The organism is Streptomyces sp. NPDC032472 (assembly GCF_040636955.1).
Classification (GTDB): domain Bacteria; phylum Actinomycetota; class Actinomycetes; order Streptomycetales; family Streptomycetaceae; genus Streptomyces.
The window spans coordinates 16,113-41,862 of record NZ_JBEZVK010000014.1; the positions used below are offsets into that span (position 1 = coordinate 16,113).

Annotated in this window: 25 protein-coding genes; 8 read left to right on the plus strand and 17 right to left on the minus strand. The window is 72.3% G+C overall.

Annotation, left to right across the window (positions count from 1 at the left end; all coding sequences use genetic code 11):
* Positions 1-17: 17 nt before the first annotated feature.
* The 4 genes from AB0F11_RS11475 to AB0F11_RS11490 all read right to left on the minus strand — a co-directional run bounded on the left by AB0F11_RS11475 (position 18) and on the right by AB0F11_RS11490 (position 2,511).
* The gene (locus AB0F11_RS11475) at positions 18-539 is read right to left on the minus strand and encodes a histidine phosphatase family protein (RefSeq protein WP_362170877.1); all 522 of its coding nucleotides are present in this window, start codon (positions 537-539) and stop codon (positions 18-20) included.
* 126 nt (positions 540-665) lie between these two features.
* Positions 666-866, minus strand: coding sequence for a hypothetical protein (locus AB0F11_RS11480; protein ID WP_362170880.1), 201 nt, complete (start codon positions 864-866; stop codon positions 666-668).
* A gap of 164 nt (positions 867-1,030) precedes the next feature.
* Positions 1,031-1,150: an SGM_5486 family transporter-associated protein gene (locus AB0F11_RS11485; protein WP_362170883.1), complete on the minus strand. Its 120-nt coding sequence runs from the start codon at positions 1,148-1,150 to the stop codon at positions 1,031-1,033.
* A 5-nt stretch (positions 1,151-1,155) separates the two neighbouring features.
* Positions 1,156-2,511, minus strand: coding sequence for an MFS transporter (locus AB0F11_RS11490; RefSeq protein ID WP_362170886.1), 1,356 nt, complete (start codon positions 2,509-2,511; stop codon positions 1,156-1,158).
* A 60-nt stretch (positions 2,512-2,571) separates the two neighbouring features.
* On the opposite strand from AB0F11_RS11490, the gene AB0F11_RS11495 reads away from it, so the two are divergent.
* Positions 2,572-3,243, plus strand: coding sequence for a FadR/GntR family transcriptional regulator (locus AB0F11_RS11495; RefSeq protein ID WP_362170889.1), 672 nt, complete (start codon positions 2,572-2,574; stop codon positions 3,241-3,243).
* Positions 3,244-3,299: 56 nt separating this feature from the next.
* Here the strand turns inward: AB0F11_RS11495 and AB0F11_RS11500 are convergent, their stop codons facing one another.
* From AB0F11_RS11500 to fabG, 3 genes are all read right to left on the minus strand, one after another.
* A complete protein-coding gene (locus AB0F11_RS11500; RefSeq protein WP_362170893.1) occupies positions 3,300-3,728 on the minus strand; it encodes a hypothetical protein in 429 nt (142 codons plus the stop codon).
* A gap of 236 nt (positions 3,729-3,964) precedes the next feature.
* Positions 3,965-4,735, minus strand: a complete 771-nt coding sequence (gene fabI / locus AB0F11_RS11505; protein WP_114057006.1) for an enoyl-ACP reductase FabI — start codon at positions 4,733-4,735, stop codon at positions 3,965-3,967.
* A gap of 5 nt (positions 4,736-4,740) precedes the next feature.
* Positions 4,741-5,460, minus strand: a complete 720-nt coding sequence (gene fabG, locus AB0F11_RS11510) for a 3-oxoacyl-[acyl-carrier-protein] reductase (protein WP_362170896.1) — start codon at positions 5,458-5,460, stop codon at positions 4,741-4,743.
* A gap of 185 nt (positions 5,461-5,645) precedes the next feature.
* Between fabG and AB0F11_RS11515 the strand changes: the two genes are divergently transcribed.
* The 3 genes from AB0F11_RS11515 to tyrS all read left to right on the plus strand — a co-directional run bounded on the left by AB0F11_RS11515 (position 5,646) and on the right by tyrS (position 9,909).
* Complete coding sequence (locus AB0F11_RS11515) at positions 5,646-7,169, plus strand: TldD/PmbA family protein (protein ID WP_362170898.1); 1,524 nt, start codon at positions 5,646-5,648, stop codon at positions 7,167-7,169.
* Positions 7,166-8,569 carry a metallopeptidase TldD-related protein gene (locus tag AB0F11_RS11520; RefSeq protein WP_362170901.1) on the plus strand — a complete coding sequence of 468 codons (1,404 nt, stop codon included), beginning with the start codon at positions 7,166-7,168 and terminating at the stop codon, positions 8,567-8,569. The genes AB0F11_RS11515 and AB0F11_RS11520 overlap by 4 nt, the downstream gene beginning before the upstream one ends.
* A 71-nt stretch (positions 8,570-8,640) precedes the next feature.
* Entirely contained in the window at positions 8,641-9,909 is a 1,269-nt protein-coding gene (gene tyrS, locus AB0F11_RS11525; protein WP_362170904.1) for a tyrosine--tRNA ligase, read from the plus strand.
* A gap of 115 nt (positions 9,910-10,024) precedes the next feature.
* On the opposite strand, the gene AB0F11_RS11530 is transcribed toward tyrS, so the two are convergent.
* Positions 10,025-10,306 carry a GlsB/YeaQ/YmgE family stress response membrane protein gene (locus AB0F11_RS11530; protein ID WP_362170907.1) on the minus strand — a complete coding sequence of 94 codons (282 nt, stop codon included), beginning with the start codon at positions 10,304-10,306 and terminating at the stop codon, positions 10,025-10,027.
* A gap of 179 nt (positions 10,307-10,485) precedes the next feature.
* On the opposite strand from AB0F11_RS11530, the gene AB0F11_RS11535 reads away from it, so the two are divergent.
* Together AB0F11_RS11535 and AB0F11_RS11540 are read left to right on the plus strand one after the other, a co-directional pair.
* Complete coding sequence (locus AB0F11_RS11535) at positions 10,486-10,818, plus strand: DUF3099 domain-containing protein (RefSeq protein WP_362170910.1); 333 nt, start codon at positions 10,486-10,488, stop codon at positions 10,816-10,818.
* Between the two features lie 146 nt (positions 10,819-10,964).
* Entirely contained in the window at positions 10,965-11,204 is a 240-nt protein-coding gene (locus AB0F11_RS11540) for a hypothetical protein (protein WP_362170912.1), read from the plus strand.
* 63 nt (positions 11,205-11,267) lie between these two features.
* On the opposite strand, the gene moaA is transcribed toward AB0F11_RS11540, so the two are convergent.
* The 3 genes from moaA to AB0F11_RS11555 form a co-directional block, all read right to left on the minus strand.
* On the minus strand, positions 11,268-12,257 hold the full coding sequence (gene moaA, locus AB0F11_RS11545) for a GTP 3',8-cyclase MoaA (protein WP_362170915.1): 990 nt from the start codon (positions 12,255-12,257) through the stop codon (positions 11,268-11,270).
* Positions 12,258-12,485: 228 nt separating this feature from the next.
* Positions 12,486-14,117, minus strand: coding sequence for a cation acetate symporter (locus tag AB0F11_RS11550; RefSeq protein ID WP_362170918.1), 1,632 nt, complete (start codon positions 14,115-14,117; stop codon positions 12,486-12,488).
* Positions 14,114-14,479 (minus strand): DUF485 domain-containing protein, encoded by a 366-nt coding sequence (locus tag AB0F11_RS11555; protein ID WP_362170921.1) that lies wholly within the window; start codon positions 14,477-14,479, stop codon positions 14,114-14,116. Before AB0F11_RS11555 ends, AB0F11_RS11550 begins: the two co-directional genes overlap by 4 nt.
* A gap of 255 nt (positions 14,480-14,734) precedes the next feature.
* Here AB0F11_RS11555 and AB0F11_RS11560 point away from each other — a divergent pair, with 255 nt between their 5' ends.
* Positions 14,735-16,273 carry a S8 family serine peptidase gene (locus AB0F11_RS11560; RefSeq protein WP_362170924.1) on the plus strand — a complete coding sequence of 513 codons (1,539 nt, stop codon included), beginning with the start codon at positions 14,735-14,737 and terminating at the stop codon, positions 16,271-16,273.
* 79 nt (positions 16,274-16,352) lie between these two features.
* Here AB0F11_RS11560 and AB0F11_RS11565 read toward each other — a convergent pair whose 3' ends face one another.
* The 3 genes from AB0F11_RS11565 to AB0F11_RS11575 all read right to left on the minus strand — a co-directional run bounded on the left by AB0F11_RS11565 (position 16,353) and on the right by AB0F11_RS11575 (position 19,094).
* Positions 16,353-17,396, minus strand: coding sequence for a zinc-dependent alcohol dehydrogenase family protein (locus tag AB0F11_RS11565; RefSeq protein WP_362170927.1), 1,044 nt, complete (start codon positions 17,394-17,396; stop codon positions 16,353-16,355).
* A gap of 34 nt (positions 17,397-17,430) precedes the next feature.
* Entirely contained in the window at positions 17,431-18,021 is a 591-nt protein-coding gene (locus AB0F11_RS11570) for a lysoplasmalogenase (RefSeq protein ID WP_362171195.1), read from the minus strand.
* Positions 18,022-18,155: 134 nt separating this feature from the next.
* A complete protein-coding gene (locus tag AB0F11_RS11575) occupies positions 18,156-19,094 on the minus strand; it encodes a sterol desaturase family protein (RefSeq protein WP_362170930.1) in 939 nt (312 codons plus the stop codon).
* Between the two features lie 124 nt (positions 19,095-19,218).
* On the opposite strand from AB0F11_RS11575, the gene AB0F11_RS11580 reads away from it, so the two are divergent.
* Positions 19,219-22,317 (plus strand): NACHT domain-containing protein, encoded by a 3,099-nt coding sequence (locus AB0F11_RS11580; protein WP_362170933.1) that lies wholly within the window; start codon positions 19,219-19,221, stop codon positions 22,315-22,317.
* A gap of 22 nt (positions 22,318-22,339) precedes the next feature.
* Here the strand turns inward: AB0F11_RS11580 and AB0F11_RS11585 are convergent, their stop codons facing one another.
* The 3 genes from AB0F11_RS11585 to AB0F11_RS11595 are packed head-to-tail and all read right to left on the minus strand — an operon-like array spanning position 22,340 to position 25,749.
* Positions 22,340-23,569, minus strand: coding sequence for an amidohydrolase family protein (locus AB0F11_RS11585; RefSeq protein WP_362170936.1), 1,230 nt, complete (start codon positions 23,567-23,569; stop codon positions 22,340-22,342).
* A complete protein-coding gene (locus AB0F11_RS11590) occupies positions 23,559-24,851 on the minus strand; it encodes an amidohydrolase family protein (RefSeq protein WP_362170939.1) in 1,293 nt (430 codons plus the stop codon). Before AB0F11_RS11590 ends, AB0F11_RS11585 begins: the two co-directional genes overlap by 11 nt.
* 13 nt (positions 24,852-24,864) lie before the next feature.
* The gene (locus tag AB0F11_RS11595) at positions 24,865-25,749 is read right to left on the minus strand and encodes an SDR family NAD(P)-dependent oxidoreductase (RefSeq protein WP_362170942.1); all 885 of its coding nucleotides are present in this window, start codon (positions 25,747-25,749) and stop codon (positions 24,865-24,867) included.
* Position 25,750 lies beyond the last annotated feature (1 nt).

Here is a 25,750-nt window from a genome sequence, read left to right on the forward strand (position 1 = left end):
GGGCGGCGCGGGGCCGGTCAGTGCTCCTTGGGCGTCCAGTAGTCGACCAGGGTGCCGACCCCGTGTTCCAGGGTCTTCCAGGAGCCGGTGAACGAGACGATCGCCAGGGCCGCGGTCGGGAAGCCGGTCCGGCTCATCCGGGCCAGGGTGTCGCCCTCCGCGCGCCCGGAGAGGGCGTCGGCGAGGGCGTGCATGCCGGGGTTGTGACCGATGACGAGGAGGTCCTGGACCTCGTCGGACGTCTCGTTGAGGAGGGCGATGAGCTCGCCGAGCGAGGCGTCGTAGAGCCGCTCCTCGTACGAGGTCTTCGGGCGGTGCGGCAGCGCCTGGACGGCGAGCTTCCAGGTCTCGCGCGTGCGGGCTGCGGTGGAGCAGAGGGCCAGGTCGAAGGCGATGCCGGTCTGGGCCAGCTTCAGACCGACGGCCGGTGCGTCCTTGCGGCCGCGTTCCGCCAGGGGGCGGTCGTGGTCGGCGACCTGCGGCCAGTCGGCCTTGGCGTGCCGGAGGAGGACGATCCTGCGGGGTGTGTCGGCGCTCATGGCTCCCAGCTTCGCACGGATCGGGGGGAGGGGCGCAGGGGGTCGGGGGAGGCTCGCGGCGCGGGCCCGGGGCGCGCCCGGGCGCAGCTCGGGACCGGCTCGGATCGGCTCGGGGTCGGCTCGGGATCAGCCTGCGGCGTTCAGGAGCTGTTCGGTGACCTGCACGAGCGAGGACGTGGCCCCGGAGTGGGCCTGGGCCTGGCCGGATCCGGCGAGCAGCAGCAGGAGCAGTCCGAAGGCGAGGGCGGGCAGGGCCAGCGCCCACCAGTGCAGCCGGGCGTTCGCGCCGAGGGCTCGGGGTGCGGGGGTGTGCGTGGGGGCCGACATGGCCGCCTCCGTGGGGTGCTCGGGTGGGTCGGACTAGCTCCTTCGAATCTAGGGATCCGAAGGGGTGGTTCCCATCCGGGGCACACCCCAGAAGACCCTGAACCAGGCCCCCTAGGGGTGGGTGGGGACAACCCCACCCTCGGGGTCGGCCGCCGTGGGAGGGGTCAGGGGGAGGCGACCGTCGCGATCACGGCGATGATCACGCTGACGACGAGCATGGTGCCGAGCACGAGGCCGAGCTTCCTGCGGCCGTTCCGGGGGTTGGGTTCGAGTACGGGCGACATGTGCCTCAGTCTCGCACGCCCCTTTCGTCCTCGATCGTGCGGTCCCGGCCGGCGAGGACGCCGAGGGCGATCTGTGGGACGAGCAGGCAGGTCATCAGGGTCAACGGGAGGTCCCAGCCGCCGCTGTGCTGGTAGAGGGCGCCGATGAGGAGCGGGCCGGGGATGGAGACGAGGTAGCCGATGCTCTGGGCGAAGGCGGAGAGCCTGACGACGCCGCCGGGGGTCCGCGCCCGCAGGCCGATCATGGTGATGGCGAGCGGGAAGGCGCAGTTGGAGATGCCGAGCAGGAGGGCCCAGGCCCAGGCGCCGGCCGCGGGCGCGAAGTGGAGGCCGCTGTAGCCGACGAGGCCGAAGACGCCGAGGCCGGCGGCGATGGCGCCCTGGTGGCGCATCCGGCCCGCCAGGTTGGGGATGACGAAGGCCAGCGGAACGCCCATGACCATGGTGACCGCGAGCAGGACGCCCGCGGTGGAGGCGGAGACACCGGCGTCGCGGAAGATCTGCGGCAGCCAGCCCATGGTGATGTAGGCGCCGGTCGCCTGGAGGCCGAAGTAGCCGGCGAGGGCCCAGGCGGTGCGACTGCGGACGACAGAGGGACCTGCGGCCGGTGCGGCGCCGGCGGGTGCGGCTTCGGCGGCAGCGGTGCCGTCCGTCGACGCGCCGCCACCGCCGGCCCCGCCGGCGCGCTGCTCGCGGCGTACGGACACGGCGACGGGCAGCCAGGGCGCGACGGCGGCCACGGCGAGGACGGCCCAGACCAGCAGCCCGGTGCGCCAGCTGCCGCCGAGGGCGGAGGTCAGCGGGACGGTCGCGGCGGCGGCGAGGGAGGTGCCGACGGCCAGGGCCATGGAGTAGAGGCCGGTCATGGTGCCCACGCGGTCGGGGAACCAGCGCTTGACGATCACCGGGAGCAGCACGTTGGTCAGTGCGATGCCCGCCAGGGACAGGGCGCTGGCGGCGAGGAAGCCGGCGGCGCCGTGCGTGAAGGGCCGGATCAGCAGGCCGGCGGCGACGGCGGCCATGCCGGCGCAGACGACGGCGGCGGGGCCGAAGCGGCGGGAGAGGCGGGGTGCGGTGACGCCGAAGACGGCGAAGCACAGGGCCGGGACGGAGGTGATCACTCCGGCGACGGTGCCGCTCATGCCGAGGCCGTCGCGGACCTCCTCGAAGAGGGCGCCGAGGCTGGTGATGGCGGGCCGCAGGTTGAGGGCGGCGAGGACGATGCCGACGACGAGGACCGGTCCGAGCCATGCGGGCGGGGCGGGCGCCGGCGCGGGGGAGGCAGGGCGGGGGCCCGGCACGGCCGGGTGCGCGGCGGGGGGCCGGTTCAGGGTCGGGGTGGGGGTCTCTTCGTCGGACATTCACCCATCATAGAATCATGGGATGATTGACTGTCCATTGCGCGATGGGATCCTGTCCGTATGCCGCTGACCTCCCCCCGCCGGTCCGCCCTGGTCGACCAGGTGATCGCGCAGCTCAGGAACCAGATCACCTCCGGCGAATGGCCGGTGGGCTCCCGCATCCCGACCGAGCCGGAGCTGGTGGAGCTGCTGGGCGTCGCCCGCAACACCGTGCGCGAGGCCGTCCGGGCGCTCGCGCACAACGGGCTCCTCGACATCCGGCAGGGCTCGGGCACGTACGTCCTCGCCACGAGCGAGCTGGCCGGCGTGATGCACCGCCGCTTCGCGGGCGCCGACCCCCGGCACATCGCCGAGCTCCGCTCGACGCTGGAGTCCTCCGCGGCCCGGCTGGCGGCGGAGCGGCGCACCGAGCGGGACGTCGCCCAGCTGGACGCGCTGCTGGCGCGCCGCGAGGAGGCCTGGGCCGGCGGGGACGCGGAGGTGTTCGTCGCCGCGGACGTGGCCCTGCACATGGCGGTGGTGGCGGCCTCGCACAACGAGGTGCTGATCGAGCTGTACGCGGACCTCGGCGACCTGGTGGCCGAGTGGCTGCGCACGGACGTCGGTACGGACCTGGACGCGGCGGCGCACCTGGACCACGCCCGGCTGATCGAGGCGATCCGGCGCGGGGACGGGGACGCGGCCGCCTCGGAGGCCGCGGGCTACCCCTTCGCCTGCCTCGGCAGGCGGTAGCGGCGCCCGGTCACCGCCTGGGGTGCGGGCTCGTCACGGGCGCCGGTGCGGGCTCGTCACGGCCGCTGGTGGGTGACCCAGGCCGAGCGGACCTCCTTCCAGCAGCGGCCGGTGAGCTCGACCCGCCCGGCCGGGCCCACCGGCACCGGGGCGGCGTCGGCGTCCAGGTCCCACCAGCGGTCGCACTCCACGTGCAGCCGGACCAGGTCGGTCTCCGGATAGCCGTTGTGGCAGTTGGCCAGCACCTGCGAGCCCTCGATGACGGTCTCGCAGTCCGCGCCGAACAGGTCCGGGGACACGGCGGGCGAGGGCGGTACAGGCGGCTCGACGGGGATCTCGGCCAGGTCCACGACGACCGGGGCCCCCGCCTCGGGGCCGAACGCCGGCTCGCCGTCGGGCTGCGCGACGGCCCCCGGCATCAGCAGGCCCGTCAGGACCACGGAGGTGACGAGCAGCGACACCGCCCGGCTCGGCCTCGTGCCCACTGCCGTACCTCCTCCCCGCACCGGCCGGGAAGATCCCGACCCGGTCAGTTTGCAGGCTTTGGTCCCGCTTTTCGACTCGGGAAGATCCCGTCGCGGGGCGCACATTTGATCGGGTTTCGATCGGGTGGGAGGCAGGGGCCGCCGCGGGGCCCTTCCGCCGGGCAGCGCAAAACGGCGGCGGCCGCGCCTCCCGGGTGGGAGGACGCGGCCGCCGCCGTACGGACGTACCGGGCCGGTCAGGCACCCATCGCGTGCAGACCGCCGTCCACGTGGACGATCTCGCCCGTGGTCTTCGGGAACCAGTCCGACAGCAGCGCCACGACGCCGCGGCCCGCCGGCTCCGGGTCGCTCATGTCCCACTCCAGCATGGAGCGGTGGTTCCAGGTGTCCGCCAGCTCGCCGAAGCCCGGGATGGACTTCGCGGCCATCGAGCCGAGGGGACCGGCCGAGACCAGGTTGCAGCGGATGTTCTCCTTGCCCAGGTCGCGGGCGAGGTAGCGGCTGGTCGCCTCCAGGGCGGCCTTGGCCGGGCCCATCCAGTCGTACTGCGGCCAGGCGAACTGCGCGTCGAAGGTGAGGCCGACGACGGCCGCGCCCTCCGCCGGGAACAGCGGCTTGCAGGCCATGGTCAGCGACTTCAGCGAGAACGCCGAGACGTGCATGGCGGTGGCGACCGACTCGAACGGGGTGTTGAGGAAGTTGCCGCCGAGGGCGTCCTGCGGGGCGAAGCCGATGGAGTGGACGACGCCGTCGAGGCCGCCGAGCTCGTCGCGGACCAGCTGCTCCAGGCGGCCGAGGTGCTCGTCGTTGGTGACGTCCAGCTCGATGACCTTGACCGGCTTGGGCAGCTTCTTGGCGATGCGCTCGGTCAGGGTGGGCCGCGGCCACGCGGTGAGGATGACCTCCGCGCCCTGCTCCTGGGCCAGCTTGGCGACGTGGAAGGCGATGGAGGACTCCATCAGCACGCCGGTGACGAGGATGCGCTTGCCCTCGAGGATTCCGCTCATGGTGATCAGTGACCCATGCCCAATCCGCCGTCAACGGGAATGACGGCTCCAGTGATGTACGCGGCGTCGTCGGACGCCAGGAAGCTGACGGCTGCCGCGATCTCCTCGGGCTGCGCGTAGCGGGCGAGCGGCACGTTCGCCACGATGGCCGCACGCTGCTCGTCGGTGAGCACCTTCGTCATGTCGGTGTCCACGAAACCGGGGGCGACCACGTTGAAGGTGATGTTGCGCGACCCCAGCTCGCGGGCGAGGGAGCGGGCGAAGCCGACCAGGGCGGCCTTGGAGGCGGCGTAGTTGGCCTGGCCGGCCGAGCCGAGGAGGCCGACGACCGAGGAGATCAGGACGACACGGCCCTTCTTGGCGCGGAGCATGCCGCGGTTCGCGCGCTTGACGACGCGGAAGGTGCCGGTGAGGTTGGTGTCCAGGACGGAGGCGAAGTCCTCCTCGGACATGCGCATCAGCAGCGTGTCCTTGGTGATGCCGGCGTTGGCCACCAGCACCTCGACCGCGCCGTGGGTGTCCTCGATCTCCTTGTAGGCCTGCTCCACCTGCTCGGAGTCGGTGATGTCGCAGCGGACCGCCAGGACGCCGAGCGCGGTGAGCTCCTCGGGCGGCTCGCCCGAGCGGTACGTGATCGCGACCTTGTCGCCCGCCTGTGCGAAGGCTCGGGCGATGGCGAGGCCGATGCCCCGGTTTCCTCCGGTGACGAGAACCGAGCGGCTCAACGGATCACCCTTTCGACTAGCGGTCTGAGTACCAGAAACCTATAGGCCCCGCCTGCCGTGCGCAGAATCGGTCTCCCACAGGGCCCGGGGACGGGCTCTGTCGAGTCCCTACAGAAAGTGGTAGGCACGAGCGCCCCGGGCGCGCCATGATCGGGGGGACCGGCCCCGACCTCGGGAGGAATTCCGTGCCCCATTCCATCGACGCGGCCTTCACCGCGCTGCCCCTGAGGGCGCTCGCCGACGCGGCGCTCGCCCGGGCCCGCGCGCTGGGCTCCGAGCACGCCGACTTCCGGCTGGAGCGGATCCGCAGCGCCTCCTGGCGGCTGCGGGACGCCAAGCCGGCCGGCGGGTCCGACACCACCGACCTCGGGTACGCCGTCCGCGTGGTGCACGGGGGCGCCTGGGGGTTCGCCTCCGGTGTGGACCTGACCATGGACGGCGCCGCCCGGGTGGCCTCGCAGGCCGTGGCCATGGCGAAGCTGTCGGCCCAGGTGATCAAGGCGGCGGGCTCCGACGAGCGGGTCGAGCTCGCCGACGAGCCGGTGCACTCCGACAGGACGTGGATCTCCGCCTACGACGTCGACCCCTTCGAAGTGCCGGACGCGGACAAGGCTGCCCTGCTGGCCGACTGGAGCTCGCGCCTGCTGGCCGCCGACGGGGTCGCGCACGTGGACGCCTCCCTCCTCGCCGTGCACGAGAACAAGTTCTACGCCGACACCGCGGGCACCACGACCACCCAGCAGCGGGTGCGGATCCACCCGCAGCTCACCGCGGTCGCCGTGAACGCCACCACCGGCGAGTTCGACTCGATGCGCACCATCGCCCCGCCGACAGGCCGCGGCTGGGAGTACCTGACCGGCACCGGCTGGGACTGGGACTCCGAGCTGGAGGAGATGCCCTCCCTGCTCGCCGAGAAGATGCGCGCGCCGGGCGTCGAGGCCGGCCGGTACGACCTGGTCGTCGACCCGTCCAACCTGTGGCTGACCATCCACGAGTCCATCGGCCACGCCACCGAGCTCGACCGGGCGCTGGGCTACGAGGCCGCGTACGCGGGCACCTCCTTCGCCACCTTCGACCAGCTGGGCACGCTCAAGTACGGCTCCCCGATCATGAACGTGACCGGTGACCGCACCGCCGAGCACGGCCTGGCCACCGTCGGCTTCGACGACGAGGGCGTCCAGGCGCAGAGCTGGGACCTGGTCAAGGACGGCACCCTGGTCGGCTACCAGCTGGACCGCCGGATCGCGCGCCTGACGGGCCTGGGCCGCTCCAACGGCTGCGCCTTCGCCGACTCCCCCGGGCACGTGCCCGTCCAGCGCATGGCGAACGTCTCGCTGCAGCCGGATCCGGGCGGGCTGTCCACCGAGGACCTGATCGGCGGGGTCGAGCGCGGCATCTACGTGGTCGGCGACCGCTCCTGGTCGATCGACATGCAGCGCTACAACTTCCAGTTCACCGGGCAGCGGTTCTTCCGCATCGAGAACGGCCGGCTGGCCGGCCAGCTGCGCGACGTCGCCTACCAGGCCACCACCACCGACTTCTGGGGCTCCATGGAGAAGGTCGGCGGCCCGCAGACGTACGTGCTCGGCGGTGCCTTCAACTGCGGCAAGGCCCAGCCGGGCCAGGTCGCGGCGGTCTCGCACGGGTGCCCCTCCGCGCTGTTCCGCGACGTGAACATCCTGAACACCACCCAGGAGGCCGGCCGATGAGCACGCTTTCGAACGGACGCACCAAGCCCCACGAGATCGTCGAGCGGGCCCTGGAGCTGTCCACCGCCGACGGCTGCGTCGTCATCGCCGACGAGGAGTCCTCGGCCAACCTGCGCTGGGCGGGCAACGCGCTCACCACCAACGGCGTCACCCGGGGCCGGACCCTGACGGTCATCGCCACGGTCGACGGCAAGGAGGGCACGGCCTCGGGGGTCGTCACGCGCTCCGCCGTGACCGCCGAGGACCTGGAGCCGCTGGTCCGGGCCGCCGAGGCGGCCGCCCGCGGCGCGGGCCCGGCGGAGGACGCGCAGCCGCTGGTCACCGGGACCCCTTCCTCGCCGGACTTCGCCGACGCTCCCGCCGAGACCTCCTCGGCCGTGTTCACGGACTTCGCCCCGGCCCTCGGCGAGGCGTTCGCCCGGGCCCGTGCGGGCGGCCGGGAGCTGTACGGCTTCGCCCACCACACCATGGTCTCCACGTACGTCGGGACCTCGACCGGGCTGCGGCTGCGCCACGACCAGCCCAACGGCACGCTGGAGGTCAACGCCAAGTCCCCCGACCGGCAGCGCTCGGCCTGGGCCGGCCGCGCCACGCGGGACTTCAAGGACGTGGACCCGACCGTGCTGGACGCGGAGCTCGCCGTACGGCTGGGCTGGGCGGAGCGGCGGATCGACCTGCCGGCCGGGCGGTACGAGACGCTGCTGCCCCCGACTGCCGTGGCCGACCTGCTGATCTACCAGATGTGGTCCGCGGCGGCCCGGGACGCGGTGGAGGGCCGGACGGTGTTCTCCAAGCCCGGCGGCGGCACCCGGCTGGGCGAGAAGCTGTCGCAGCTGCCGCTGACCCTGCGCAGCGACCCGCACGCACCGGGCCTGGAGTCGGCACCGTTCGTGATCGCGCACAGCTCGGGCGACGACGCGTCGGTGTTCGACAACGGCCTGCCGGTCCCCGCGACCGACTGGATCAAGGACGGCGAGCTGGCCCGGCTGACCACGACCCGGCACACCGCGGCCCTGACAAGGCAACCGCTCTCCCCCGGCTTCGGCAACCTGCTCCTGGACGGCGGCGGGGACAAGTCGCTGGAGGAGATGGTGGCCGCCACCGATCGGGGCCTGCTGCTGACGTGCCTGTGGTACATCCGTGAGGTGGACCCGGCGACCCTGCTGCTGACGGGCCTGACCCGGGACGGCGTCTACCTCGTGGAGAACGGGGAGGTCGTCGGGGAGGTCAACAACTTCCGCTTCAACGAGTCCCCCGTGGACCTGCTGTCGCGGGCCACGGAGGCCGGCCGGACGGAGAAGACCCTGCCCCGCGAGTGGAGCGACTGGTTCACCCGGACCGCCATGCCGGCCCTGCGTATCCCGGATTTCAACATGAGTTCGGTCAGCAAGGGCGTCTGACCACCTAGAATGTGCGTCGAACCCCTCATCCGCACCCCTACTCACTCCATCCTTCAAGGAGAGTCACGACTGTGACGGACATCGTCGACGAGCTGAAGTGGCGGGGCCTTTTCGCCCAGTCCACCGATGAAGAAGCGCTGCGCAAGGCCTTCGCGGACGGTCCTGTCACGTTCTATTGCGGGTTCGACCCGACAGCGGCGTCCCTGCACGTGGGCCACCTCGTGCAGGTCCTGACCGTACGCCGGCTCCAGCAGGCCGGGCACCGGCCGCTGGCGCTGGTCGGCGGGGCCACCGGCCAGATCGGTGACCCGCGCCCGACCGCCGAGCGCACCCTGAACGACCCGGAGACCGTCGCGAACTGGGTGACGCGCCTGCGCACCCAGATCGAGCCGTTCCTGTCCTTCGAGGGCGAGAACGCGGCGGTCATGGTGAACAACCTGGACTGGACGGCGGGCCTGTCCGCCATCGAGTTCCTGCGGGACATCGGCAAGCACTTCCGCGTCAACAAGATGCTGACCAAGGACTCCGTCGCCCGCCGGCTGGAGTCCCAGGAGGGCATCAGCTACACCGAGTTCAGCTACCAGCTGCTCCAGGGCATGGACTTCCTGGAGCTGTACCGGCGCCACGGGTGCACGCTCCAGCAGGGCGGTTCGGACCAGTGGGGCAACCTGGTGGCCGGCCTGGACCTGATCCACAAGCTGGAGCCCGAGGCGCAGGTCCACGCGCTGGCGACCCCGCTGATGGTGAAGGCGGACGGCACCAAGTTCGGCAAGACCGAGAGCGGCGCCGTCTGGCTCGACCCGGAGATGACCACGCCGTACGCGTTCTACCAGTTCTGGCTGAACGTGGACGACCGGGACGTCTCGACCTACCTGCGGATCCTGTCCTTCAAGTCCCGCGAGGAGCTGGAGGAGCTGGAGCAGCAGACCGCCGAGCGGCCGCAGGCGCGCGCCGCCCAGCGGGCGCTGGCGGAGGAGCTGACCACCCTGGTGCACGGCGCCGACCAGTGCGCGGCCGTGATCGCCGCGTCGAAGGCGCTGTTCGGCCAGGGCGAGCTGGCGGAGCTGGACGAGGCCACGCTGGCCGCGGCCCTGTCCGAGCTGCCGCAGGCGAAGGTCTCCGAGCCGGGTCTCGTGGTGGACCTGTTCGCGGAGACCGGGCTGGTCGCGAGCAAGTCCGCCGGCCGCCGGACCGTGAAGGAGGGCGGTGCCTACGTGAACAACGTGAAGGTCACCGCCGAGGACGCGGTCCCGGCCGCGGAGGACCTGCTGCACGGGCGCTGGCTGGTGCTGCGCCGCGGCAAGAAGAACCTGGCCGCGGTGGAGGTCACGGGCGCCTGAGGACCCGTACGGCGCGCCCCGCACCGGGGTGGGCCGGCAGGAGCGGACACGGCGCAGGGGCCGGTCCGGACGCACACCGTCCGGCCGGCCCCTGCGGCATGCCGCGGGCGGGCCCTCAGGTCGTCTGCTTCCTCCGGTTGCCCCACAGGGACATGTAGAGCATGTCGCCGAGGCCCACGATCAGGATCGCTCCGGCCAGCTGGAGCAGGTGCCGGATCCAGTCGATGCCCTTGGTCTCCTCGACTCCGATCCAGCCGGAGACGGCGTTGCCGAGGATGGCTCCGGCGATGCCGAACAGGGTGGTCAGCCAGAGCGGCTGGTGCTGTTTGCCCGGCAGGATGGCCCGGGCCAGGAGGCCCAGGACGAAACCTACGATGATCGCCCACAACCACTGCATGTCGAGCCTCCTCGTGGCGCGTCGTGCGCATGTGGGCCCAGTGTCGACCCGTCCGGCGTAGCGCGCATGTCGGACGGTTCCGTTCGGGGCACCCCCTCTCCTCCTCGCCGCAGGACGCGGCGTACGGTGGGAGGGACCGGACCGGGGAGTGTCCGGCGCGTCGGATCGGGCGGTGGAGCGTGCTGCGGAAGAAGCGGAACGGGGCCGAGGTCTTCCGGATCACCGGGGCCCGGATGGGCCTTGAGGAGGACGTGCGCGGGCGGCAGCGCCGGTACGTGGTCTCCATGACGATCAGGACCCTGTCGGTCCTGGCGACCGTGGTCCTGTGGAACGTGGAGCGCCACGTGGCCATCGTGACGCTCGTCGCGGGTGCGCTGCTGCCGTACGTGGCCGTCGTCATCGCCAACGCGGGGCGCGAGTCGACGCCCACGCTGCCCTCGAACTTCATCCCCTCGCCTGTGCGTCCGGCACTGGGTACGGGAAACCTCAAGAAAAGCTCAGATCAATCATGAAGTTCCGGTGCACTGCACCGGGTCCTGCGTGACATACTGCCTACGCGCTCCGCATCCCCCGTCGGAGCGACGGACCGACGCCGGGCAGCTCCCCCCGTGGCTGCTCGGCGTCGCCCTTTCCCGGGGCCGGTTTGTAGGGTTGGGGCGTGAACTCCCCTGACTCTCCCGAGACTCCCACCTGCTCCGCCAAGGGCTGCCGCGACGCGGCCGTCTGGGTCCTGGCGTGGAACAACCCGAAGCTGCACACGCCGGAGCGCCGCAAGACCTGGCTGGCGTGCGAGGAGCACCGCGAGCACCTCTCGCAGTTCCTGGGGGTCCGCGGCTTCCTGAAGGACGTCGTGAAGCTCGACGAGTGGGTGCAGCCGGAGGGCTCGGAGCGCCCGTAGGCGGGGCAGCGCCCAGGGGTGGTCAGCCGCCCCTGGGCGGCTGCGCCTCGCAGGGAAGGGCGGTCAGCCGCCGATCGCCGACATCGGGCGGTCGGGCTGCAGGAAGCTCGGGTCGTCGAGGCCGGAGCCGGCCTTCTTGCCCCACATCGCCACCTTCCACAGGCGGGCGATCTCCTCGTCCGGGGCGCCGGACCGCAGGGCTCCGCGCAGGTCGGACTCCTCGGTGGCGAAGAGGCAGGTGCGGATCTGGCCGTCGGCGGTGAGCCGGGTGCGGTCGCAGGCCCCGCAGAAGGGCCGGGTCACGGAGGCGATGACGCCGACGGTGGCCGGGCCGCCGTCGACGAGCCAGCGCTCGGCCGGGGCGGAGCCGCGCTCGTCGGCGCCCTCCTCGGTGAGGGTGAAGCGGGTGCGCAGGGAGGCCAGGATGTCCCCTGCGGTGATCATGCCGTCGCGCTTCCAGCCGTGCTGGGCGTCCAGCGGCATCTGCTCGATGAAGCGGAGCTCGTAGCCGTTGTCGACGGCCCAGGCGAGCAGGTCGGGGGCCTCGTCGTCGTTGAGGCCGGGCATCAGGACGGCGTTGACCTTGACGGGGGTCAGGCCGGCCTCGCGGGCGGCGGCCATGCCGTCGAGGACGTCGTGGTGGCGGTCACGGCGGGTGAGCGTCTTGAAGACGTCGGGCCGCAGGGTGTCGAGGGAGACGTTGACCCGGTCCAGTCCGGCGGCCTTGAGCGCCTGTGCGGTGCGCTTGAGGCCTATGCCGTTGGTGGTCAGCGACATCTTGGGGCGGGGCTCCAGGGCCGCGCACTGCTCGACGATCCCCACCAGGCCGGGGCGCAGCAGCGGCTCGCCGCCGGTGAAGCGGACCTCGGTGATCCCGAGCTGCGTGACGGCGATGCGAATCAGCCGGACTATCTCCTCGTCGGTCAGCAGGTCCGACTTGCCCAGCCACTGCAGGCCCTCCTCGGGCATGCAGTACGTACAGCGCAGATTGCACCGGTCGGTGAGCGAGACGCGCAGGTCAGTGGCCACGCGGCCGTAGGTGTCGAGAAGCACTGTGGGCCCCCTCCCCTGTCCGGTTCCAAGAGGTCTGCGCCGCCGTGATGGAGTGTGCATGCGCTGTGATCGAGCCTACGCGACGGTTGTGCCTTGTTGTGATACCCGATTGAACGAGAGGCGACGCGGCCGTGTCGTAGGGACGTACGACACGGCCACGCTGGGTGTTCGGTCCCTCTCACAGGAGCACGGCGCCACGGGGGCCGGGGCTCGGGTGAGCAAGGTGTGTCAGTGCGCGCCCGTGCCGGTGAGGGAGCGGACCTCGAGCTCCGCGAACTTCTTGGGGTCGGCCGCCTCCTCGGACAGCATGGTGCCCAGCCAGCCCAGCAGGAAGCCGAGCGGGATGGAGATGATGCCGGGGTTCTCCAGGGGGAACCAGTAGAAGTCGGCTTCCTTGAACATCGAGGTGGGCTTGCCGGAGACGACCGGGGAGAAGAGCACCAGGACGACCGAGGAGACCAGGCCCCCGTAGATCGACCACGTGGCGCCGCGGGTGGTGAACCGCTTCCAGAAGAGGCTGTAGAGGATCGTCGGCAGGTTGGCGGAGGCCGCGACCGCGAAGGCGAGGGCGACCAGGCCGGCGACGTTGAGGTCGCGTGCGAGGGCCCCGAGGCCGATGGCGACGGCGCCGATGACCACGGTGGACCAGCGGGCGGCCCGGACCTCCTCCTGTTCTGTGGCGTTGCCCTTGCGGATCACGTTCACGTACAGGTCGTGGGCGAAGGACGAGGAGGAGGCGAGGGTGAGCCCGGCGACCACGGCGAGGATGGTGGCGAAGGCGACGGCCGAGATCACGGCGAGCAGGATCGCACCGCCGGTGGAACCGGCTCCGCCGCCGAGCTCCTGGGCGACGAGCGGGGCGGCGGTGTTGCCGGCCTTGTTGGAGGCGATGATGTCGGTCCGCTTGAGCAGGGCGGCGGCGCCGAAGCCGAGGGCGATGGTCATCAGGTAGAAGGCGCCGATGATGCCGATGGCCCAGTTGACGGACTTGCGGGCGGCCTTGGCGGTGGGAACCGTGTAGAAGCGGATCAGGATGTGCGGCAGTCCGGCGGTGCCGAGCACAAGGGCCAGGCCGAGCGAGATGAAGTCCAGCTTGGTGGTGGAGTCCTTGCCGTACTTCAGGCCGGGTTCGAGGAACTTGGCGCCCTTCCCGCTGTTCTCGGCGGCCTTGCCCAGCAGGTCGGAGATGTTGAAGTGGAACTTCAGCAGGACCAGGAAGGTGATCAGCAGGGCGCCGGCGATGAGCAGCACCGCCTTGATCATCTGGACCCAGGTGGTGCCCTTCATGCCGCCGATGGTCACGTAGACGATCATCAGTACGCCGACCAGCGCGACCACGGCGACCTTGCCGCCGTCGCTGGTGATGCCGAGCAGCAGCGAGACGAGGACGCCGGCGCCGGCCATCTGGGCGAGCAGGTAGAAGATCGAGACCACGATGGTGGAGGTGCCGGCGGCGGTGCGGACCGGGCGCTGGCGCATCCGGAACGCGAGCACGTCGCCCATCGTGTAGCGGCCGGAGTTGCGCAGCGGCTCGGCGACCAGCAGCAGGGCCACGAGCCAGGCGACGAGGAAGCCGATGGAGTAGAGGAAGCCGTCGTAGCCGAAGAGCGCGATGGCGCCGGCGATGCCGAGGAAGGACGCGGCGGACATGTAGTCGCCGGAGATGGCCAGGCCGTTCTGGAAGCCGGTGAACTGGCGGCCGCCCGCGTAGAAGTCGGCGGCGTCTCGGGTCTGGCGGCCGGCCCAGATCGTGATGATCAGAGTGGCGACGACGAACAGCCCGAACAGGGTGATGATCAGCGGCCGGTGCTCGGTGGCCCCGGCGGCCGTCGTGGTGGCGTGGAGGGTGGCGCCGCTCATGCGTCGGCCTCCATCCGCTCCTTGATCGCCGCGGCCTGCGGGTCGAGCTTGGCGGCGGCGTGGCGGGAGTACAGCCAGGCGATGAGGAACGTCGTGGCGAACTGGCCGAGGCCGAGGACGAGGGCGACGTTGATGTTGCCGAACAGCTTGGTCCCCATGAAGCCGCCGGCGTAGTTGGACAGCAGCACGTACACCAGGTACCAGGCGATGAAGGCCACCGTGAGCGGGAAGGCGAACGCGCGGTGCGAGCGGCGCAGCGCGGCGAACTCGGGGCTGTGCTGGACGGCTTCGAACTGTTCGGCCGTGGGGCTTGCCGTGGGCGTTCCCGCGCTGCCCGGCGGCGGCGCTGCTTGGGTGGTCACGGGGGGCTCTCCTTGTGACGCGGGTGCGGTGGGGACGGACAAATCAACCTCCGTGTGGGGGAACGGCGCACCGGTCCCCCTGACAACGGCACGGCCGAAGCGTCGGGACGGTTCAACGCCCGCTGATTCTTTGGAAACTGATTTCTCGAACTGATGGCGCAAAGGCGAACGTCAGCGCTAGGTTCGCGTGTCATGAACCCGTCGTCCTGCGCGACCGCGCGCGGACGACTTTTTCACGGATGATGTGGAGAACCCATGGCTCATCTGGGATCCGGCCGCCGGCGTCTCGCCGTTCCGGTCGGCTTGGCGCTCACCGCCTCCCTCGCCTTCCTTCCCTCCGTCGCGGCCTCGGCCGCCCCGGTGGGCACCACGGCGGGCGTGACGGCTGCGAAGCCCGACACCACCGGCCCGAAGCTGTCGTACGTGGCGAACCTGACCGCGTACGGCACGGCGGAGCAGGCGAAGAAGGCCATCGAGGCCGCGGGCGGCACGGTGGTGACGGCCTACGACCAGATCGGCGTGGTCGTCGCGCACTCCCAGAACCCCGAGTTCGCCAAGACGCTGCGGGCGCAGCGCAACCTCTTCGTGTCGGTCGGCGCCACCCGTACGGCCCCCCTGAAGACGGTGCAGACCACCGACGAGGGCGCCACCCAGAAGCTCAGCGCGGCGGACGCCGCCAAGGCCGCGGCGGTGGCCACGGAGGGGCAGGAGCCGCTGGAGCCCAACCAGTGGGACCTGCGGGCGATCAAGGCCGACGAGGCTCACAAGATCAACGATGGCAGCCCCGACGTGACGGTGGGCGTCATCGACACGGGTGTCGACGACACCCACCCGGATCTCGCACCGAACTTCGCCGCGAACAAGTCGGCGAACTGCGTCGGCGGCGTCGCGGACACCTCCGCCGGCGCCTGGCGCCCGTACGCGGACGGCAGCGACCACGGCACCCACGTGGCCGGCACCATCGCGGCCGCCCGCAACGGCATCGGCGTCGCGGGCGTCGCGCCGGGCGTGAAGCTCGCCGCCATCAAGGTGAGCGAGCCGGGCACCAGCCTGTTCTTCACCGAGGCGGTCGTCTGCGGCTTCGTCTTCGCCGCCGAGCACGGCATCGACGTGACGAACAACAGCTACTACGTCGACCCGTGGTACTTCAACTGCAAGAACGACGACGACCAGAAGGCCCTCGTCGAGGCGATAACCCGGGCGACCCGCTACGCGGAGCGCAAGGGCACCCTCAACGTGGCCTCGGCCGGCAACTCCAACTGGGACCTGTCGGCGGACTCGATCGAGGACACGACCAGCCCCGACGACGGCACCGCGGTGACGCGCACCATCAACCCGCACGAGTGCCTGGACCTGCCGACGCAGCTGCCGGGCGTCGTCACGGTCTCCGCCACCGGTGACAAGGGCTTCCGCTCGTACTACTCCAGCTACGGCCTCGGCGTCGTCGACGTGGCCGGCCCCGGCGGCGACAAGTGGCAGGTCCCGGCCACCCCGGACGCCAACGGCCGCGTGCTGTCCACCCTCCCGGGCGGCGGCTGGGGCTACAAGCAGGGCACCTCGATGGCCGCCCCGCACGTCTCGGGCGTCGCGGCGCTGCTCAAGAGCGCCCACCCGAAGGCCACGCCCGCGCAGCTCCAGCGGATGATGAAGGAGCAGGCCACCAAGGCGACCTGCCCGACGCAGGTGTACGACGCCACCGGCACGCTGATCGACGCCACCACCTGCCAGAGCAAGTGGGGCCAGACGGGCTACTACGGCTACGGCGTCGTGGACGCGCTGAAGGCCGTCAAGTAACCCTTCCGCCGCGGGAACGCGGCAAGGGGCCGGTCGGGGGATTCCTCCCCGGCCGGCCCCTCGGCCGTTCACGCGGGCGTCACGGGGTGATGATCACCTTCAGGGCGCTGCGGTCGTCCATCGCGCGGTAGCCGTCCGGGACCCCGTCCAGGGACACGGCCCGGTCGAAGACGGGCGCCGGGTCGATCGCGCCGCTCAGCACGTCCTCGAGCAGCTCCGGGATGTACGCGCGCACCGGGGCCACCCCGCCGCGCAGGCTGATGTTGCGGTCGAACATCTCGTCGAGGTCGAGGCCGGTGGCGCTGCCGTGCGGGACGCCGACGTAGCCGATGGTGCCGCCGTCGCGGGTGATCCGCACGGCGGTGCGCATGGACTGCTCGGTGCCGACCGCCTCGATGACGGCGTGCGCGCCCTGGCCGCCGGTGAGCTCGCGCACGGCGGCCTCCGCGGCCTCGCCGCGCTCGGCGACCACGTCGGTGGCGCCGAAGCGCTTGGCGATGTCCGTACGGACGCCGTGCCGGCCCAGGGCGATGATCCGCTCGGCGCCGAGCCGCTTGGCGGCGAGCACCCCGCACAGGCCGACCGCGCCGTCGCCGACGACGGCCACGGTGGAGCCCTTGCGCACGCCCGCGCCGAGCGCCGCGTGGTGGCCGGTGCCCAGCACGTCGGACAGGGCGAGCAGCCCGGTCAGCAGGTAGTCGTCGGAGGCGGCCTCGGCGGGCAGCTTGACGAGGGTGCCGTCGGCGTACGGCACGCGGACGGCCTCGCCCTGGCCGCCGTCGTGGCCGACCGAGCCCCAGAAGCCGCCGTGCACGCAGGAGGTGTACAGGCCTTCGGAGCAGAAGTCGCAGGTGCCGTCGGACCAGACGAAGGGGGCCACGACGAGGTCGCCGGCCTTCAGGCCGGAGACGGCGGAGCCGGTCTCCTCGACGATGCCGAGGAACTCGTGGCCGATGCGCTGGCCGGGCTCGCGTGCGGCCTCGCCGCGGTAGGCCCACAGGTCGCTGCCGCAGATGCAGGCACGCAGCACGCGGACGACGGCGTCCTCGGGGCGCTGGATCGCAGCGTCGGGCACCTCCTCCACGCGGATGTCGTGCGGGGCGTGGATGACGGTGGCGCGCATGGTGGTGCAGCCCTCCGGTGATCAGGTGGGGATTTCACCCGGCAGATCGTGCCGGGTCGAGTTCCCTACCGTACGCCTGCCCCGCGGCCAGTGCGCCGCCGGCCAGCAGGTACTGGGCCGCCGCGTAGGTGGCCATGATCCAGAAGTCGGGGCGGGGCAGCTGCGGCCACGCGGCGACCCCGGTGGCGATCAGCGAGTCGGAGAGCAGGAACAGCGCCCCGCCGAGCCCGGCCCGCGGCCCGAGGGCACTGGAGCGGTAGGCCATGGCGGTCAGCAGCAGGCTGTAGCAGGCGACGGGGATCCGCAGCGCCGCCGGCAGGTCGGACCACAGCAGGCCGACGGTGCCGAGGAGGGCGGCGGCGTACGCGGCCCCGAGCCCGGGATGCGTCCTGCCGCGGCCGAAGAGCACGAGGTAGCAGACGTGCCCGGCGGCGAAGGAGCCCATGCCGATCAGGAAGGCGGGCTCGGCGTCGAAGAGCAGGGCCAGGTCCCCGCCCCAGCCGAAGAGCAGGGCCGCCACCAGCAGCCGCGGGGCCCGGGGGCGGGTGAGGACGACGTACGCGACGAGCAGCGGCATCAGCAGCGGCTTGGCGAGGACGTGCCCGGGGTGCCAGTCGGCGAGCAGCGCGGCGAGGTCGGCGGCGGTGGCGGCGGCGAAGGCGCCGAGCGCGAGGCGGCCGAGGAGCGCCCGCCGGGCCGGGCCGACCGCCGGGGCCGCGGCGGACGCGGCAGCGCCCTGCGGCGGCTCCGCCACCGCGCTCACGCGGCGCGCTCCGGGGTGCCGGCCGGGCCGCGGCTCGGGTCCGGGCCGGTCGTACCCTGCGTACCGGCTGCACCGGTGGCACCGGCCGCAGCGGCTGCGGCGGAGGGCACGGGGCTCCAGCCCGGTCCGCGGAAGACCCGGCCCGCGCGCTCGCGCCAGGTGGCGGCCGCCCGGACGTCGCGGGCGATGGCGGCGTACTCGTGGGTGGCGACGCGCAGCGGGTTGTAGGTGCTGATGTTCTTCGTCAGCCCGAAGACGGGCCGCTCCTCCTCCCCGACCCAGGAGCCGAACATCCTGTCCCAGACGATGAGGATCCCGCCGAAGTTGCGGTCCAGGTAGCCGCCCTGGGAGGCATGGTGGACGCGGTGGTGGGAGGGCGTGTTGAAGACGTACTCCACGGGCCGGGGCAGCTTGCCGATGCGCTCGGTGTGGATCCAGAACTGGTAGACGAGGTTGACCGAGTAGCAGAAGGCCACGGCGGCCGGGTGCACGCCGAGGGCGATCATCGGCAGGTAAAACGGCCAGGAGGTGGCGCTGGTCCACGGCTGGCGCAGCGCGGTGGTGAAGTTGAACTTCCGGCTGCTGTGGTGGACGACGTGGCAGGCCCACAGGATGCGGATGACGTGGTGGCCGCGGTGCTGCCAGTAGTAGCAGAAGTCCTGCGCGAGCAGCATCAGCAGGACCGTCCACCACAGGACGGGAACCCGCAGCGGGGTCAGTTCGTAGACCGCCGTGTAGATCGCGACGACCGGGATCTTCCAGAGGAAGTCGAAGACGAGGCTGCCGAGTCCCATGCCGACGCTGGTGAACGCGTCCTTGGTCTCGTACCCGGCGGCGTCCTCGTCGGGATGGATCCGGTAGCTCACCAGCTCGACGACGGTGAGCAGCACGAAGGCGGGTATGGACCACAGCACGACATCGGGCAGGTTCGGCATGCCCGCACCATAGAGGCGGCTCCGGGGGCGCCGCTAGGGGTTGTTACCGATCGGTATCCATCAGGGTTACCGGCGGTTCGCGCTGTAGGGTCCAAGGCCGGGAGGAGCCGACGGGAGGGCGGGGATGACGGGCTTCGAAACGGCGGTCTTACGGACGGCGAGCGCGGCGGCGGGGTCGCTGCTGAGGTCGCGCCTCGGGCAGGTGCCCGGCGCCGGACTCACGGACAAGCCGGTGCGCCCGGCACAGCGCTGGCGCCGCCCGGCGCAGCTCGGTACGCCCGAACTCCGCCGGCTCGCCGAGGGTTTGGCCGAGCGGCTGGGGCCGGCCGCGGCCCGGCTGCCGGAGCACGAGCGCCTCGCGGCACTGGACGCGGCCGCCGACGCCTTCGCCGCACTGGGCAAGGTCGACGCCGACGCCCTGTTCGCGGCCGACCTGGACCCGGCGGCCCTGGCGGCCCGGCTGCCCGTGCCGCCGGCCGCCGGACTGAGCCCGGCGGCGGAGGCCGCCTGCCGGGACCTGATCCGGCTGGCGTGCGTCCACGCGGTGGAGTACCTGACGGCACTGCCGGCGTTCGGGGCCCGGGCCGACGTGGAACTGGTCCGCAGGACCGGCGAGTTGGCGCGCGCGGTGGACCGCCTCGGCGAGGAGCGCAGCGGTGCGGCGCACGCCTTCGAGGAGCGGTACGCCCGCTACCTCGCCGAGGCGCACGGGCGGCTCCAGCTGTACGGGCTGACCACCAGTCGGGCCCGGCAGGAGTGGCCGCTGGACCTCGCCTACATCAGCCTCGCGGTCAGCGGAGAGCAGCAGCAGCTGCTGCCCGGCGAGCCCGGTATGCACCGCACCACCGTCAAGGCGGAGCAGGCGCTCGGCGCGGCGGACCGGGTCCTGCTGCGCGGCCCGGCGGGCTCGGGCAAGAGCACCCTCGTCCAGTGGCTCGCCCTGAACGCGGCCCGGCAGACCGGCGGCCCCTGGAGCACCTGCGTCCCGTTCGTGCTGCGGCTGCGGGCGTTCACCACGGCCGAGACCCTGCCGCTGCCGGAGGACTTCCTCAAGGCCTCGGGCATACCGCTGTCGGCCCCGGCCGGATGGGTCGAGGACCTCATGCTGAGCGGGCGGGCGCTGGTCCTGGTCGACGGGGTCGACGAGGTTCCGCAGCGGCTGCGCACCCGTACGGAGACCTGGCTGCGCTCCCTCGTCTCCGCCTTCCCCAAGGCGCGGTACGTGGTGACCACCCGGCCCTCGGCGGTCCCGGAGGGCTGGCTCGCCGGGCAGGGGTTCACCCCGCACTCCCTGCTGCCGATGGAGCGGGAGGACATCGGGACGTTCATCGCGCACTGGCACCGGGCCGCACGGGCCGAGTGCGGTCCCGGCGGGCCCGACTCCGCCGGAGAGGACCTCGACGCGTACGAGGCCTCGCTGCTGGAGGCGGTCTCCGCCCGCCGCGACCTGGGCCGGCTGGCGACGAACCCGCTGATGTGCGCCCTCCTCTGCGCCCTGAACCGGGACCGGCGGATGCAGCTGCCGCGGGCCCGCAAGGAGCTGTACGACGCGGCCCTGGACATGCTGCTGGTCCGGCGGGACACCGAGCGGGAGATCGCCGGGGTCGAGGGGGTCTACCTGACCCGCGACGAGCAGATCCTGCTGCTCCAGCGGTTCGCGTACTGGCTGATCCGCAACGGGCAGGTGGAGGCGGGGCGCGACGAGGCCGTCGAGATGGTGGACGAGTGGCTCGATGCGATGCCGCAGGTGCGGGAACAGGGCGATGCGGAGCAGGTCTTCGCCCACCTGCTGATCCGCAGCGGGCTGCTGCGGGAGCCGGTGAAGGGCTCGGTGGACTTCGTCCACCGCACCTTCCAGGACTACCTGGGCGCCAAGGCGGCGGTGGAGTCGCGGGACTTCGGCGTGCTGGTGAAGAACGCGCAGGACGACACCTGGGACGACGTGGTCCGCATGGCCGTCGGCCACGCCCGCCCGGACGAACGCACCCGCATCCTGCGCGGCCTGCTGAAGCGGGCGGACAAGGTCAAGGGCGCCAGCAGCCGCCTGGTCCTCCTGGCCGCAGCCTCCTTGGAACACGCCCCGGAACTGGACCCGGCCCTGCGGCGCGAGATCCAGTCCCGGACGGCCGAACTCCTGCCGCCGCGCACGCCCGAGCAGGCGGAGGAACTGGCCAAGGCGGGGGAGCTGGTGCTGGAGCTGCTGCCGGGCCCGGAGAGACTCGCCGAGGACGAGGCGGCCGCGTGCGTGCGGACTGCGACGACGGTCGGCGGGGCGCGGGCGATGGCGGTCGTCGCCCGGTTCCGGCGGGACGGGCGCACCTCTGTGCAGTGGGAGGTGGGCCGGAGCTGGCAGTACTTCGACGCGGGGATGTACGCCGACGAGGTGCTGGCCGATGCGGTCCTCGGCAGGACGATGCTGATGGTCCGCACGCCCGAGCAGATGGCCGCGCTGCGGAAGGTGCGACACGTGGAAAGCCTGCACGTCAGCGACGCCGAGAGCATCCCGGAGTCCCTGGCCGGCCTGCGTCTGAAGAGCCTGGTCCTCTTCCAGAACGGGCTGACGGACCTGGGCGCCCTGACGGTCCACGAGGAACTGGACTACCTGGGCCTCTACAGCTGCACGAAGCTGTCCGGGTTGGGGCCGCTCGCCGCCCTGCCCCGGCTCACCACCCTGGTGCTGAGCAACCTGCCCTTCAAGCTGGACCCTTCGCCCCTGGCCGAGCTACGGGCCCTCGAATGGCTGACGATCAACACGCCCTCGAGCGTGGCGCTGGTGTCTCACCTCCCGGCCCCGCAGTCACTCAAGGGGCTCGCGCTGCGCCATCCCGGGATCCTGCTCGACTCCTTGGAGCGCTGGCCGGAACTGGAGACGCTGACCGTCAGCGAGCCGGCGCACGTCAGCCGGTTGAAAGCACTGCCGCCGCTTCCGCACCTGCGCTCCCTCAACGTGGCCGACCACGGGGAACTGGACCTCACGGTCCTGCTCGGCCAGCCCCAGGTGGAGAGCGTGCACCTCGGCAACTGCCGATGCCCGGACGGACTGGCGGCTCTCCGCGGGCTCCCCGGGCTGCGGCGCCTCGTCCTGACCGGCTTGAGCAGTGCCTACGACCTGGCCCCGCTCGCCGACCTGGAGCACCTCACCATCGAGCTCGGCTCGACGGTCCGGGCCGAGGGCCTCGACCGGATCCCGCCCGAGCGGATCAAGTGGCTGAGCCCCTGGTGATCCGCCCGGCGGGAGCCGTACGTCACCAGACCCGGACCGAGCCCCCGCGGGCGAAGGCCGGGCTGGTGGCGTCCGGCGGGGGCGCAGCCAGCGGCTCGGCGATCTCCGCGACCCGCGGCCCGTGCTTCGCCGCCAGCGCGTCCAGCAGGGGCAGGTCGAAGCCGTACACCCGGGCGGCGTTGCCGCCGACCATCGCCGCGACCTCCTCCCGGGGGACCCCCGCGTACGCGATCCGCAGGCCCTCCCGCGAGTACGGGGCGGTGCCCTCGTCGTGGGGGTAGTCGCTGCCCCACATGATCTTGTCGAGGCCGATCCGCTCCCGCAGCGGGACCTCGTGCGGCCGCATGAAGCTCGCGCCCACGAAGCAGTTGTCCCGCCAGACCTCGCTGGGCCCCTTGCCCATGGCCTCCGCGAGCCCCGCGCCGAACTTGGACTCCGCCGTGGCCGCCTTGGTCGCGGCGGAGACCAGCCGGCCGTGGTAGTAGTCCAGCATGTCGAGCACGCCCGGGATCCAGCCCGAGCCCTGCTCGGTCAGGACCAGCTTCAGCCGCGGGTGGCGCCGGAACGCACCGCCGAAGATCAGGTGCCACAGGGCCCGGTGCGAGAACCAGGTCGTCTCCACCATGAAGACCGCCCGCGCCGCCGGTTCCGGCCCCAGCGGCGGCGACGCGGAGCCGCCGTGGTGGTTGACCGGGACGTCCAGCTCGTCGCAGACCGCCCAGATCGGGTCGTACGCCTCCGAGTACAGCTCGGGGACCGCCGAGCCGGGCGGGACCCCGGGCAGCAGGATGCCGCCGGTCAGGCCCGCCTCACGGGTGCGGCGGATCTCCGCCACCGCCGCGTCCACGTCGTTGAGGAGGATCTGCGCGACGCCCGCCCGCCGGCCCGGCGCCTGTGCGCAGAAGTCGGCGAGCCAGCGGTTGTGCGCCTGCAGCCCGGCCCAGCGCTGTTCGTACTCGGCGCGGGTGGGCGGCTGCGCCATCAGCGAGGCGTTGGGGAAGAAGGGCGGGATGGTGTTCGGGAAGACGACCTCCGCCACGATGCCGTCGGCCTCCAGCTCGGCGAGCCGGCGGTCGGAGTTCCAGTTGCGGTCGGCGGTGTCGGCGAGGAGGTCCTCGTACGGGTTGACGTACGCGGCCGCCCAGGCGTCGAAGTCGTCGTGGTGCTTCCTGGCCAGGTACGGCTTGTAGTCGAGGAGGTCGGCGCCCGCGTGGCAGTCCGCCGAGACGACCGTGTAGCGGTCATCGGTCACGGGAGACCCCCAGCACCGGGAAGTCGTGCTCGGTCAGCCAGTGCCGGCCCACCTCGCGCGAGCGGGCCCAGGAGGCCTCCACGGCGGCCTGGTCGGGCGATTGGCCGAGCTCCGCCGGCGTGGGGCCGATGCGGCGGGCGACCGGCGCCAGCTCGGCCGTGTCGAAGCCGAAGACCTCCGCCGCGGCCAGGCCCAGCATGCGGCGGGTCTCGGCGACCGGGATGTCGTGGAAGGTGTTGCGCAGCCACGTCCGGGTGCCCGGCCAGGTGCCCTCGGGGTGCGGGAAGTCCGAGCCCCACAGGATGTTGTCGACGCCGATCTCGTAGCGCTGGGCGAGTTCGCGCCGCTTGGTGTTGGTGGCGCAGACGAACACCTGGCGGTCGAGGTACTCGCTCGGCGGCCGCTTGAGCTCGGCGAACGGCGACAGCTTCTTGCCGCCGTGCGCGCCGAGGTAGAGCCGGTCCATGAACCAGAGCTGGTTGGGGAGCCACCAGCAGCCGGATTCGGCCACGCCGAACTTCAGCCCGGGGTGCCGCTCGAAGACCCCGGACCAGAGGAGGAACCACAGCGGGCGGGCCGGCCACCAGGTGACCTCGGAGACGTAGATGCCGAGGTGGTCGCCGTACTCGTGGCGGGGCGCGGCCCCCGAGTGGGTGACGACCGGCATGGCCGTCTCGGCGGCCGCCGCCCACACCGGGTCGTAGCGGCGGTCGTGGTAGGGCGCCTGGTCCACCCACATGGACGGGATCATCAGGGCGCCGAGCCCGGACTCCTTGGCCCGGTGGATCTCGGCGACGACCCTGTCCGGCTCGCCGGTGATCGGCAGCAGGGCGACCCCGCAGTGCCGCTCGGGGTTGTGGGAGACGAACTCGGCCAGCCACCGGTTGTGGGCCTGGGCGCCCGCCATGCCGAGCTCGGGGTCCTGGTCGCCGGAGAGGCCGAGGCCCACGCCGAAGGGGGCCGCGGTCTGGCTGTCGACGGCGTCCGCGTCGGGGAAGACGACCTCGGCGGCCACGCCGTCGCCGTCGAGCTCCTTCAGGCGCTGGGCGACGTCCCAGCCGCCCCGCAGGCCTTCCTCGTTGTCGTGGAACCACTTCTCGGCGAAGGCCTCGTTGCGGATGCCGAGCCGGGTGGCCTCGGCGCGGCGGGCGTCGCGCTGTCCGAGGAACTCGTCGAAGGCGCGGTGGAAGCGGGAGTCGAGGTAGGGGCGGTACTGCTCGGTCGGCAGGCCGGCGTGGCAGTCGGAGGAGACGATCAGGTACGGCTCTTCGTACGCGCTCACGGTGTGTCTCTCCTCAGTCGAGGATGAAGCTCTCCAGGTAGGCGGGGTTGGCGCGGTCGAGCATCGACTGCGACCGGGCGCGGATCTGCCGGTCGCTGTGCTCGCCGGCCGGGAGCATCCAGAAGCGGTCGGCGCGGATGCCGTCGACGACGTGCTCGGCGACCTCCTCGACCGGGGTGAATTTCACCTCGTGCCCGGCCGCGCGCATCGCGGCCTCGTACTGGTCGAGGGTCCGGTACGGGGCCCTGCGCGGCCGCTCCTTCGCGTAGCGCTCGGGCCGGTTGCGGTGCGACTCCCACAGCCCGGTGCGCAGCATGTGCGGTCCGGGGAAGAGGACGGAGGCGCCGACGGCGGCGCCCTCGGCCTTGAGGTGGGCGTAGAGGGATTCGGTCATGGTGACCACGGCCGCCTTGGTGACGGCGTAGACGGAGGCGGTGGGCAGGGGGGCGATGCCGCCGTCGCCGGAGGAGGTGTTGACGACGTGGCCGGGCGCGCCGCCCGCGATCATGCGGGGGACGAAGGCCTGGATGCCGTGGAAGACGCCCCAGACGTTGACGGAGAAGGCCCACTTCCAGTCGTTGGGCTCGTGCTCCCACATCCGTCCCTCGGCGCCGGAGCCGACGCCCGCGTTGTTGCACAGGACGTGCACGGCGCCGAAGGCCCCGTACGCGGCGTCGGCGAGGGCCTGGACGGCCTCGCGGTCGCTGACGTCGACGGTCCGGGCGAGCACCTCGGCCCCCTCGGCCCGGAGTTCTGCGGCGGCCTTGTTCAGGGCGCCCTCCTCGACGTCGGCGAGGACCACCTTGAGTCCCTCGGCGGCGAAGCGGCGGGCCATGGCCAGGCCGATTCCGCTCGCGGCGCCGGTGACGACGGCCACCTGTCCGGTTTCGAGCCGCATG

Bases quoted from the DNA above. Each gene is read 5' to 3' on its own strand.
- AB0F11_RS11475 (WP_362170877.1), bottom strand. From the start codon at position 539: ATGAGCGCCGACACACCCCGCAGGATCGTCCTCCTCCGGCACGCCAAG.
- AB0F11_RS11530 (WP_362170907.1), bottom strand. From the start codon at position 10,306: ATGCAGTGGTTGTGGGCGATCATCGTAGGTTTCGTCCTGGGCCTCCTG.
- fabI (WP_114057006.1), bottom strand. From the start codon at position 4,735: ATGAGCGGAATCCTCGAGGGCAAGCGCATCCTCGTCACCGGCGTGCTG.
- AB0F11_RS11485 (WP_362170883.1), bottom strand. From the start codon at position 1,150: ATGTCGCCCGTACTCGAACCCAACCCCCGGAACGGCCGCAGGAAGCTC.
- AB0F11_RS11490 (WP_362170886.1), bottom strand. From the start codon at position 2,511: ATGTCCGACGAAGAGACCCCCACCCCGACCCTGAACCGGCCCCCCGCC.
- AB0F11_RS11580 (WP_362170933.1), top strand. From the start codon at position 19,219: ATGACGGGCTTCGAAACGGCGGTCTTACGGACGGCGAGCGCGGCGGCG.
- AB0F11_RS11550 (WP_362170918.1), bottom strand. From the start codon at position 14,117: ATGAGCGGCGCCACCCTCCACGCCACCACGACGGCCGCCGGGGCCACC.
- AB0F11_RS11595 (WP_362170942.1), bottom strand. From the start codon at position 25,749: ATGCGGCTCGAAACCGGACAGGTGGCCGTCGTCACCGGCGCCGCGAGC.
- AB0F11_RS11520 (WP_362170901.1), top strand. From the start codon at position 7,166: ATGAGCACGCTTTCGAACGGACGCACCAAGCCCCACGAGATCGTCGAG.
- AB0F11_RS11565 (WP_362170927.1), bottom strand. From the start codon at position 17,396: ATGCGCGCCACCGTCATCCACGCCCCGCACGACATCCGCGTGGAGGAG.
- AB0F11_RS11480 (WP_362170880.1), bottom strand. From the start codon at position 866: ATGTCGGCCCCCACGCACACCCCCGCACCCCGAGCCCTCGGCGCGAAC.
- AB0F11_RS11560 (WP_362170924.1), top strand. From the start codon at position 14,735: ATGGCTCATCTGGGATCCGGCCGCCGGCGTCTCGCCGTTCCGGTCGGC.
- AB0F11_RS11495 (WP_362170889.1), top strand. From the start codon at position 2,572: ATGCCGCTGACCTCCCCCCGCCGGTCCGCCCTGGTCGACCAGGTGATC.
- AB0F11_RS11575 (WP_362170930.1), bottom strand. From the start codon at position 19,094: ATGCCGAACCTGCCCGATGTCGTGCTGTGGTCCATACCCGCCTTCGTG.